General features: G+C 69.9%; 8 protein-coding genes. 1 reads left to right on the forward strand and 7 read right to left on the reverse strand.

Translation table 11 applies throughout. From position 1 onward, the window contains the following. Window positions 1-3 precede the first annotated feature (3 nt). The 7 genes from AB4112_RS09880 to AB4112_RS09910 form a co-directional block, all read right to left on the reverse strand. Entirely contained in the window at window positions 4-1,686 is a 1,683-nt protein-coding gene (locus AB4112_RS09880) for an ABC transporter ATP-binding protein (protein WP_441719063.1), read from the reverse strand. Further along, window positions 1,683-2,504 carry an ABC transporter permease gene (locus AB4112_RS09885; protein ID WP_309800035.1) on the reverse strand — a complete coding sequence of 274 codons (822 nt, stop codon included), beginning with the start codon at window positions 2,502-2,504 and terminating at the stop codon, window positions 1,683-1,685. The genes AB4112_RS09880 and AB4112_RS09885 overlap by 4 nt, the downstream gene beginning before the upstream one ends. Window positions 2,505-2,556: 52 nt before the next feature. Continuing rightward, entirely contained in the window at window positions 2,557-3,501 is a 945-nt protein-coding gene (locus tag AB4112_RS09890) for an ABC transporter permease (protein ID WP_309800033.1), read from the reverse strand. A 40-nt stretch (window positions 3,502-3,541) separates the two neighbouring features. Next, window positions 3,542-5,095: an ABC transporter substrate-binding protein gene (locus tag AB4112_RS09895; RefSeq protein ID WP_441719068.1), complete on the reverse strand. Its 1,554-nt coding sequence runs from the start codon at window positions 5,093-5,095 to the stop codon at window positions 3,542-3,544. Between the two features lie 62 nt (window positions 5,096-5,157). After that, window positions 5,158-6,036, reverse strand: coding sequence for an alpha/beta hydrolase (locus tag AB4112_RS09900; RefSeq protein WP_309800030.1), 879 nt, complete (start codon window positions 6,034-6,036; stop codon window positions 5,158-5,160). 4 nt (window positions 6,037-6,040) lie between these two features. Next, a complete protein-coding gene (locus AB4112_RS09905) occupies window positions 6,041-7,117 on the reverse strand; it encodes an amidohydrolase family protein (protein ID WP_309800028.1) in 1,077 nt (358 codons plus the stop codon). 273 nt (window positions 7,118-7,390) lie between these two features. Continuing rightward, window positions 7,391-8,278, reverse strand: a complete 888-nt coding sequence (locus AB4112_RS09910) for a GntR family transcriptional regulator (RefSeq protein ID WP_309800026.1) — start codon at window positions 8,276-8,278, stop codon at window positions 7,391-7,393. Window positions 8,279-8,397: 119 nt separating this feature from the next. On the opposite strand from AB4112_RS09910, the gene acnA reads away from it, so the two are divergent. Further along, the gene (acnA, locus tag AB4112_RS09915) at window positions 8,398-11,010 is read left to right on the forward strand and encodes an aconitate hydratase AcnA (protein WP_441719073.1); all 2,613 of its coding nucleotides are present in this window, start codon (window positions 8,398-8,400) and stop codon (window positions 11,008-11,010) included. Window positions 11,011-11,039 lie beyond the last annotated feature (29 nt).

The raw sequence follows: 11,039 nt of genomic DNA on the forward strand, positions 1-11,039 counted from the left end.
GCCCTACAGGGCCTCGGCCATTGCCGGCGTCCGCGCCGCCGCCTTGTCGCCGTCCAGCCGCCACAGCAGGCGCACCCCGCCATTGGGGGCGTTCTCCAGCGCCGGCACGGCCGACAGCAGGCGTCTTGTATAGGGATCCTTCGGCGCGTCGAAGATCTGGTCGCGGGTGCCCTCCTCGACGATCCGGCCCTCGCTCATCACCACGACGCGGTCGGCCACCTGCTCGACCACGCCGAGGTCATGGCTGATGAACAGGCAGGAGAAGCCATGCCGCGCCTGTAGCCCGGCGAACAGCTCCAGGATCTGCGCCCGGACGGTGACGTCGAGGGCCGAGACCGGTTCGTCGGCGATGACGAATTTCGGCCGGCGCACCAGGGCGCGGGCGATCGCCGCGCGCTGGCGCTGGCCGCCCGACAGCTCATGCGGATAGCGCCCGGCAAAGGCCTCGCCGAGGCCCACCTCGCCCAGCACCTCGCGCACGCGCTCGGCCTTGCGGGCCCGGCCCATGCCCTCGACGAAGCGCAGCGGCTCGCCGACCAGCCCGCCGATGGTCATGCGCGGGTCGAGCGACGAGTACGGATCCTGGAACACCATCTGGCAGTTCAGCCGGTAGTTCCAGTAGCCGGTCTCGCTGCGGGTGATCGGCTGGCCGTCGAACAGGATCTCGCCCCCGGTCGGCTTGACCAGCCCGGCGATGGCCTGGCCGAGCGTGGTCTTGCCCGAACCCGACCCGCCGACCACGGCGACGACCTGGCGCGGCGCGACCTGCAGGCTGATGCCGTGCAGGGCGCGCTTGCCCTCCTCCCGCCGCAGCAGGCGCCGGCGCCCGGGATAGTCGACCACGAGGTCGCGCACCGCGACGATCGGCGTCTCGTCGGCCGGGAAGCTGCGCGACGGCCCGCGCAGCGGCATCGCCGCCAGCAGCTTGCGGGTGTAGGGGTGGCGCGGCCCGGCCAGCAGGTCCCGGGTCGCGCCCTGCTCCACGATCTCGCCCTGGCACATGACGATGACCCGGTCGCTGTAGCGCGCCACCATGCCGAGGTCGTGGCTGATCATCAGCACGGCGGTGCGGTGCTCGCGGGTCAGCCCGACCATCAGTTCGAGCACATCGCGCTGGACCACGGCGTCCAGCGCCGTGGTCGGTTCGTCGGCCACCAGCAGCGCCGGCTGCAGCAGCATCACCGAGGCCAGCATGATGCGCTGCCGCATGCCGCCGGAGAACTGGTGGGGATAGGAGGCCAGCGCCCGCTCCGGGTCGCCCAGGCCGACCCGGCGGAGCATGTCGAGGATCAGCGCCCGGCGCTGGGCCGGTTTCAGCTTGCGGTGCAGCGCCAGCCCCTCATCCAGCTGCTCGCCCAGCAGCATCGACGGGTTCAGCGAGGTCATCGGCTCCTGGAACACCATGCCGATGCGGGCGCCGCGCAGCGCGCGCAGCCGCTTCGGGGCCATGGTGGTGACCTCTTCGCCCTCGAACCGGATCGACCCCGCGGCCCGCCGCACGGCCGGCGGCACCAGCCCCATCACGGCACGCGCCGCCAGGGTCTTGCCCGAGCCGGATTCACCGACGATGCCGACGATCTCGCCGGGATTGACCTCGAAGCTGATGCCGTTGACCACGACGGTTCCGGCCCCCGCGATCTGCAGCGTGAGGTCGCGGACCGAGAGCAGCGCGTCCTGGGCGGTCATCGCGTGCCCCTCATGCGCGGATCGAGCCGGTCGCGGATGGCGTCGCCCAGCAGGTTGATGCCCAGCAGGGTGAGCGAGATGCACAGGCCGGGGAAGATGCCGAGCCAGACCGCCTGAGCGATGTAGGGCCGGCTGCTGGCCAGCATGTTGCCCCAGGTCGGCGCCGGCGGTGGCACCCCGAGCCCGAGGAAGGACAGCGAGCTTTCGGCCAGCAGCGTCCAGCCGAACATCGAGGTCGCCAGCACGGTCAGCGGCGCGATGCAGTTCGGCATGATGTGGCGGGCCATGGTGTAGGCCTCGGAATTGCCGATGACGCGCGAGGCGGAGACGAACTCCAGCTCGCGCAGCGACAGCACCGTGCCGCGCATGATGCGGGCGACCGACGGGGTGTAGGCGAGGCCCAGCGCCACGATGATCCCGTATTTGTTGGCGCCGACGACGGCGAGCAGGCCGAGCGCCAGCAGGATGCCGGGGAAGGCCAGCAGGGCGTCGTTGAAGGCCATGATGATGCGGTCGGCCCAGCCCCTGACATAGCCGGAGAACACGCCGATGACGGTGCCCAGGCTGACCGCGACGGTGACCGTCAGCAGGCTGATCCAGGCGCTGGTCGCGGCGCCGGCCATCAGGCGGCTGAGCACGTCGCGGCCGAATTCGTCGGTGCCGAGCCAGTGCAGGCCGCTGGGCGCCGCCAGCTTGGCGCGGAAGCTGAGCGCCAGCGGGTCGTAGGGCGTCCACAGGGCGCCGCAGCATGCGGCGACGAGCAGAGTGCCAATGATGATTCCACCGATGGCGGCGCTGAAGGAGAGGTGCTTCTTCATTCCACGGCCACCCCCGGGTGGCCGCCAGTGGCGGCGCTGAAGGAAGGGTTCATCATTCGACGGCCACCCTGGGGTCGAAAATCGGGTAGCAGAGATCGACGATCAGATTGACGAGGACATAGGTGACCGCGACGAACAGCAGGCACCCCTGGATGACGGGATAGTCGCGGGCGAAGATCGAATCGACCAGCAGACGGCCCAGGCCCGGGATGGTGAACACCGTCTCCACCACCGCGATGCCGCCGAGCAAATTGCCCAGCACCAGGCCGATCAGGGTCCAGGTCGGGCCGAAGGCGTTCTTGAAGGCGTGCCGCCGCAGCACCGCGAATTCCGACAGGCCCTTGGCCCGGGCATGGGTGATGTAGTCGAGCCGCAGCACCTCGAGCGTCGAGGCGCGGGCCATGCGCAGGATCACCCCGGTCTCGTGCAGGAACAGCGTCACGATCGGCATGACCAGGTACAGGAGCCCCCGCATCGGGTCCTCGCCGATCGAGACGTAGCCGACCACCGGCAGCCAGCTGAGCTTGAGTCCGAGGAACAGCAGCAGCAGCAGGCCGAGCCAGAAGGTCGGCACCGACAGGAACAGCGTCGCCGTCGCCACCACCGCGACGTCGGTCTTGCTGTTCTGGCGCCAGGCGGCGATGACCCCGGCCGGCACCGCCACCAGGCTGGCCAGCAGCACCGCCGCCAGCACCACCTGCGCGCTGATCGTGAAGCGCGACAGGATCAGCGGCAGCACCGCCTCCCCCGAGGTGATCGACTGGCCGAGGTCGCCCTGCAGCAGATGTCCGAACCAGATCGCGAACTGCACGACGATGCCCTGGTCGAGGCCGAGCCTGGCCCTGAGGTCGGCCAGGCTGGCCGGGTCGGCGAGGTCCCCCAGCATCAGGGACGCCGGGTCGCCCGGGATCAGCCGGATCAGGACGAACACCGACACTGCGACGATCAGCAGCGTCGGCACCGCCATGGCTATGCGCGTCAGCGCGAAGCGGAGCATGTCATCGTCTCTTGCATGGGGGACCTTCTGGCGCGGCCGGTCAGCTTTTGCCCACGTCCCACAGGATCAGGTTCGACGCCCAGGGCTTGAGGCCGGTGATGCGCTTGTTGTGCGCGAGGCAGTCGTTGTCGTTGTGGGTGAAGATGACCGGCACATCCTCCAGCAGCATCTTGTGGAGGGTGTCGAACAGCGCCTGGCGTTCCTTGGGATCCGTGACCTTCATCGCCTTGTCGATCAGGGCCAGGGCCTCCGGGTTCTCCCACACCTTGCGCGGCTGCTTGTCCTTGGGGCCCGAGATCTGCTCGAAGCCGAGCGCCGGATCGAAGCGCAGCGAATAGGACGTCGCCTCCATCATGTAGGCGCCGGTGTTGTACTTATCGAGCTGAGTGGCCCAGTCGAGCACCTCGATCTGGACGTTCAGGCCGATCGCCTGCCACATCTGCTGGGCGATGACCGCGGTGTTGAAGCTGGGCACCGTCGACCGCTTGTTGGCGTAGATGGTGATCGGCTCGCCCTTGTAACCGGACTCTTCGAGCAGCTTCTTGGCGTGCTCGGGATCGTAGGTGAAGCCCTGCTGCTCCACCGGGCCGTAATATTGCGACGTCCGGTAGATCGGCGAGTTGTTCACCTTGCCGAGCCCGTCGGTGACGGCGCTGACCAGTTCCTCATAGTCGATCGCCGCGGCCATGGCCTGGCGGATCTTGATGTTCTTCAGCACGGGATCGCGGGTCTGCAGGATGATGCTGTGGCGGACCGGGTTGGTGCCGAGCTCGACCGCAAGGTTCGGGTCAGCCTGCAGCTCCGCCACCTCGCTTTCCGGCACCGACGACACGTCGATCGCGCCGGATTGCAGCCCGGCCTTGACGGTCGCGGCGTCGGGGACGGCGAGGAAGCGCACCTGCTTCACCAGCGCCTTCTTGAGGCCCAGGAACCCGTCGCGCTTGTCGCCCGGGGGCGAGACATAGTCGTCGAAGGCGTCCAGCGTCACCGACTGGCCGCGCTTCCATTCGCCGAATTTGAACGGGCCGGTGCCGATCGGCTTGTCCCAGCTGCCATCGGCCTTGACCGACTCCTGGTTCAGGATGCCGGTGCCGCCGCAATCGGTCAGCGCCAGCGTGTTCAGGAACATCGCGTTCGGCTCGTCCAGCGTCATCACGAAGGTGTCGGGGTCCGGCGCCGTGGCGGACACCACCTTGATGCCGTTGCGGCCGTCGAAGCTGGGCAGGCACCGCCATTCCGTCTTCGGGTCCATGTAGCGGTTCCAGCTCCACAGCACGTCGGCCGAGGTCATCGCGGCGCCGTTGTGGAACTTCACCCCCTTGCGCAGGGTGAAGGTGTAGGTCTTGCCGTCGGGCGAGACGTCGATCTTCTGCGCCAGCAGCGGCCCGACCTCTCCGCCCTCGGAATATCCGACCAGGCCTTCGACCACGTGCAGGATCACGATGTCGGTGTTGCCGTCCCGGTTCACCCCGGGGTTCGAGCTGCGGATGTCCTGGTTGAGGGCGGCGGTGATGGTCTGGGCGAAGGCCGGGCTGGCAAGCCCGGCCAATGCAGTGGCCCCAGCAAGCGTAGTGGCCAGCAGCAAGCGTTTCATGGTCAGCCTCCTGTTTGGTTCTCGGCGGCGCCCTTGTCTTCGGCGCCTGCTCTTGTGATCGGTCAGGTCGCGTTGCGGCCCGCCCTGCGCTGTCCCAGCACCTCGGCCAGGAAGGTCTGGACCGGCGGCACCGCCTGCATTCCGTCATGGGCCATGTTCGCCACCTGGTCGAAGCGGACGGCGACGCCCGCCGCCTGGAACGACGCCTTCAGGCTGGCCAGGCGCTCCGGCCGGGTGCTGCCGGCGTGGTTGGCGTCCGGCATCCAGTGGCGGCTGCCCGGACGGTGGGTGATCTCCCAGGTCTCGAGATCGGCGGCGCCGACCACCATCTGCACCGGCACCTGCGCCAGTGCGGCCGTGTCGACGGCGGCGCCGAACAGCGCCTGCACATTCCGGGTGCCGACCCACCAGTCCCGCGTCGGGTCGAGCAGGGTGACCGAGCCGGGCGCGCCGATGCAGGCCGCCCACAGCCGGTCGGGATGCAGCATCAGGAAGCGATGGGTGAAATGGCCGCCGCCGGAATAGCCGAACAGGGCGAAGCGGTCGAAGGCCTGCCCGTAGCGCTCGCCCACCTCCGCCACGATGTCGAGCAGCGCCTGGTCGTAGCGGATGCCGGCTTCGCGCATGTATTTGAAGCCGTCGCGGTTGCCGTCGCCCAGCACGCCGACCGGGAACAGCGGCGCCAGGATGATGCAGTTGTTCCAGCGGCCGAATTCGGCGAAGGCGTCGCGGTACCCGACGAAGTCGCGCCCGGTGCCGTGCATGGCGACGACCAGGTCGGGGGCCGTGCCGCCCGGGGCGATCGGCGGCACGTACAGGCAATAGGCGAAGCGCGGATCGGCCTTGCTGGCGAAGATGGTGGTGCGGTCGAAATCGAACTGGGCCCGGTTGCGCTCGGCGAATTCGGCGGCCGGGTCACGGGCCAGGGCGGCGTCGGTCATGGTTTCATCTCCTGGTCGGCGAAAAGCGGGGGCGCGGCACGGGCGCCCGGCCGAGATCGATCCGGTACGCCTGCGCGCCGTTGCGGCTGAAGAACGCCGCCTTCTCCGCCGCGGAGAAGCCGTGCGTCAGCCGCTTGAAGGCGTTGACCAGCGTCCGGTAGCTGCAGCTCTGCTTGTCGACCGGGAAGTTGCTCTCGAACAGGCAGCGGCCGACGCCGAAGCGCTCGAAGCATTCGTCGATATAAGGCTTCCAGGCGGCGGCCAGCTCCGGCGATCCCGGCGGCGCGGCCCGCTCGTGGAAGCCGAAGCCGTAATAGAGCATGCCGAGCCCGCCGATCTTCATCAGCACATTGGGGCATTGCGCCAGCGCGGCGATGCCCCGGCGCCACAGCGCGAACACCTCGTCCCGGCGGCCGGCATAGGGGCCGACGCCCAGCGGCCCGCCGACATGGTTGACGATGATGATAGTGTCCGGAAAGGCGCGGGCTAGGTCCGCCACCGCTTCCAGCTGCAGGTGGAACGCCCAGGCGTCGAAGTTGAGGCCGAGCGGCGCCAGCCGGGCGAAGCCGTCGCGGAAGGCCGGATCCAGCGCCAGGGCGCGCGGCCCCGGCTGGCCGAACATGCCGATGCCGGCCGCATCCCAGCGCAGCGGCTGGCGGATGCCGCGGAAACGGCCCTGCCCAGCCTCGATCTGGGCCTCGAGCACCGCCTGCACCCGGTCGCCGAGGCGGAGATCGGCCCGCCCGACGATGCCGGCGCACAGGCCCGTCCCGGTGCCGGCAGCCGCGGCTTCCGCCGCGATGAACTCGGTCTCGCCGATCGGGCGCATCTCCTCCGGACCGTCCGGACGATAGCCCGCGCCGCATTCGATGCTGACAGTGGCAACCACATTGTGGCCGCCGAAATCCGCCGTGAGGTCGGCCGGCAGGTAGTCGCCGCGGTCGCGCCGCCACAGGTGATGATGGGTGTCGACGATGGGGAGGCCGGGGTCGAGCGCGGGCTCCAGGTCATCCGCCTGCCATTCCGCCAGCTCGCGCAGCGACCGCACCGCATTCCGGCTGGGATCGTAGGGCGCGATCATCCGGCCCGCCCCCGATCGGCGGCCACGCGGAAGCGCGGAAAGCGCCGCAGGCTCATGCCGATCGTTCCTCTGGCATTTCCGGACCCTCCAGATCGTCAGGCGTGAACACCGGTTGGATGGCGTCCCGCCGGGAATGTCCCTATGGGCGACCCTCAAGCCTTGGGGTGCCCTTGCTGTCCGATCGATTGCATATTGATTTTACGTAAGTCAATTTGTTTCTTCGGGCAAACCACCGTTGTCGTCGCGCCGGACCCTGACGGACCGGTCGGAAGCCTAGCCCAGGGTCCCATCGGACTTCAGTTGGAGGGCGTATTCCAGATGGAAGCGCATGAACTCGGCCGCCTTGGCGAATTCGCCCGCCTCCAGCAGGTCGAGGATGCGGAGATGTTCCAGCGACTGGCCGACCAGGCGGCTGCGGTCGACCGTCTTGCGGTACTCCGCCAGGCGGCGGCTGGCGTTCACCCGCCGGATGGATTCGACGAAATACAGGTTCCCGGAGCCGGCGACGATCATCTCGTGGAACTGGGAGTTGATCTCGAACAGCTTGGTGCGCGAGAGGGTGCGATAGTCGCCGTCCAGCAGGCTCTGCTGCTGCGCCCGGGCGCGCCGGAACGCCTCCTCGTCGACCGTGAAGCCCGGCTGCAGGATGGCGGCCGGTTCGATCGCGATGCGGAACAGATAGGCCATGCGATAGGCCTCGCCGGAGGTCAGGACCGGCAGGAAACCCCAGCCTTTCCCGGGCAGACGCTCGATCCAGCCCTCCCGCGTCATCCGGGTCAGGATCCGCATCGCCTCGCTGCGCGAGAGGTCGTAGCGGCGCATGACCTCGTTCTCGCTGATGCGGTCCGGCAGCAGGCCCGACAGGCGATCATCGGCGATCTGGAAATAGACCTCCTCACCGGCCTCCGGGCTTCCCTCGCCGGAGATGTCGGCCGCCAGCGCCGCCGGGTCCTGCGCCAGGAAGAAGCCGCGATTGGCCTCGCGGCGGACGATGCCCTTCGCCTCCAGCAGCTTCAGCGCATCGTTGATCGGCGACCGCGACACGCGGAACAGGTCGGCCAGCTTCTGCGCCGGCAGGTGGTCGTTGGCCCGCAGCGGCTGGTCGCGCGCGTAGTCGAGGATGCGGGCGGCGATCTGCGGTGTCAGCGGCGACTGCGGCATCGGTTTCCTCACTGCACTCCGCCCGCGCCTTGTCCGAGGATGGGCAACGCGACCGTCATTGCATTATATATCAACACTATGCAATAAGGCATCGACTTTTCGCGACGGGCTGTTCCTGGATGACGTCTAGCACTCTCGACCTGGGCGGTCAGCCCGTCCGCTTCATCGACCTGGCGGCGCTGCTGGGCGCGGACCTCACGCGGTTCCCCTGGTCGATGCGGATCATCATCGAGAATGTCGTCCGCCATGCCTGCGCTCCCGGCCCCGACGCCTGCGCCCCCTTCCGCGACTGGCTCGGGACGCGCCGTAGCGACGCGGAGATCGCCTTCCATCCGACGCGGCTGCTGATGCACGACACCACCTGCGTGCCGGCGCTGGTCGACATCGCGGCGATGCGGGACGCGCTGGCGGAATCGGGCGGCGACCCGGCTGCGCTGAACCCTGTCCTGCCGGTCGACGTCTCGGTGGACCATTCGGTGGCGGTCGACCGCTACGGGACGGCCGACGCGCTGGCCTTCAACATGGGCCGCGAGATCGAGCGCAACGCCGAGCGCTACCGGCTGATGAAATGGGCCACCCAGGCCCTGCGCGGCGTCACCGTCCACCCGCCCGGCACCGGCATCATGCACACCATGAACCTGGAGCAGCTGTCGAGCGTCGTCGCCCTGGCCGACAGGGCGGACGGCCCCTGGGCGGTACCGGACACGCTGATTGGCACCGACAGCCACACGCCGATGGTCAACGGCATCGGCGTGCTGGGCTGGGGCGTCGGCGGGATCGAGGCCGAAAGCGTCATGTTCGGGATGCCGGTCATGCTGCGCATCCCCGACATCGTCGGCGTGCGGCTGACCGGAGTGCTGCGGGACGAGGTGCTGTCGACCGACCTCGCCCTCGCCGTCACCGAGCGCCTGCGCCAGCACGGGCTGTCCGGCGAGTTCGTGGAGTTCTTCGGCCCCGGTGTCTCGTCGCTGTCGGCCGGCGACCGGGCGGTGGTGGCCAACATGGCGCCGGAGTTCGGCGGGTCGACCGGCTATTTCCCGATCGACGGGCGGACCCTGCGCTATCTCGCCGAGACCGGGCGCCCCCCGTCCCTGCTGGACCGGGTGGAGGCGGTCGCCCGGCGCCAGGGCCTGTGGTTCGACCCGCAGGCGACGCCGCTGTACACCGATGTGGTCGAGATCGACCTCGACGGCATCGCGACCAGCCTTGCCGGGCCGCGGCGGCCGCAGGACCGGCTGTCGCCCGCCGAGGCGCCGCGTGCCCTGGAGCAGGTGCATGGCCGCCCGCTGCGCCCCGCCCCGGACAGCACCACCCCGCCGGACGGCGCCGTCGCCCTGGCCGCCATCACCAGCTGCACCAACACGTCGGATCCCCGGCTGCTGGTCGCCGCCGGCCTGCTGGCCCGCAAGGCGCGGCAGTTCGGCCTGCGCCCGCCGCCCTGGGTCAAGACCTCGCTGGCGCCCGGATCGCCCGCCGCCGCCCGCTATCTCGAGCGCAGCGGCCTGCTGGCCGACCTGGAGGCCCTCGGCTTCGGCATCGTCGGCTATGGCTGCACCACCTGCATCGGCAACTCCGGACCGCTGGCGCCGGTGATGGATGCGGCGATCCGGGGCGGCCTCGCCGCGGCGGCGGTGCTGTCGGGCAACCGCAACTTCCCCGGGCGGGTGCATCCGCAGATCGAGGCCGGATTCCTGGCCTCGCCGCCGCTGGTTGTCGCCTATGCCCTGGCCGGCGACGTCGCCCGCGACATCCTCTCAGACCCGTTGGGCCAGGCGCCGGACGGACGGCCGGTCTTCCTGCGCGAGCTGTGGCCAAGCGGGGCCGAGATCGACCTGGCGCTGCGGGGCGCCGGCAACCCCGAAGACTTCGCCGCCGCCTTCGCCGCCGCGCATGACAACGCCGCCTGGAACGCCCTGGAGGCCCCGGCGACGGTGCTGTTCCCGTGGAGCGAGGCCTCGAACTATGTCAGCCCCCCACCCTTCGCGGCGCAGGACCAGCCGCGCCGGCTGGGATGCTACCGGGCGCGGGCGCTGACGGTGCTCGGCGACGACATCACCACCGACCACATCTCGCCGGCCGGGCAGATCCCGGCGGAGAGCGACACCGGCGCCTATCTGGCCGATCGCGGCGAGGATGTGCGCGACCTCAACGTCTTCGCCGCCCGGCGGGGCAATTGGGAGGTGATGCGGCGCGGCCTCTACACCAACCGGACGGTCCGCAACCTGCTGGCCCCGGCGCTGGCCCCCGGCACCACGATCCATGCCCCCTCGGGCGAGGTGCTGCCGCTGTGGCGGGCGGCACAGCGCTATCGCGACGCGGCCATCCCGGTGGTGCTGCTGGCCGGCGACCGCTACGGCGCGGGGTCGTCGCGGGACTGGGCCGCCAAGGGCGTGGCGCTGCTGGGCGTGCGCGCCGTCCTGGCCTCCAGCTTCGAACGGATCCACCGCTCCAACCTCGTCGGCATGGGGGTGCTGCCCCTGCGCCTGCCGGAGGGGTGCCGCCCCGCCGACCTGGCGATCACGCCGCAGGACTGGATCGAGGTCGATGCGCCGCCCGAGGCGCTGCGCCCGCGCGGCACCGCGCAGGTCAGGATCCGGCGTCCGCACGGGCAGGTCGATGCGTTCGAGGCGGCCGTCGCAGTGGAGACCCAGCTCGAAGTCGCGGTCCTGCAGGCCGGCGGAATCATGCCGCTGATCATCGCGCGCGCCGCGACGCCTGGACATGGTCGATGAAGGCTCCAAGCCCCGCCCTCGGAGGCGTC

Source organism: Inquilinus sp. 2KB_23, from assembly GCF_052115705.1.
Taxonomy (GTDB): domain Bacteria; phylum Pseudomonadota; class Alphaproteobacteria; order DSM-16000; family Inquilinaceae; genus Inquilinus; species Inquilinus ginsengisoli_A.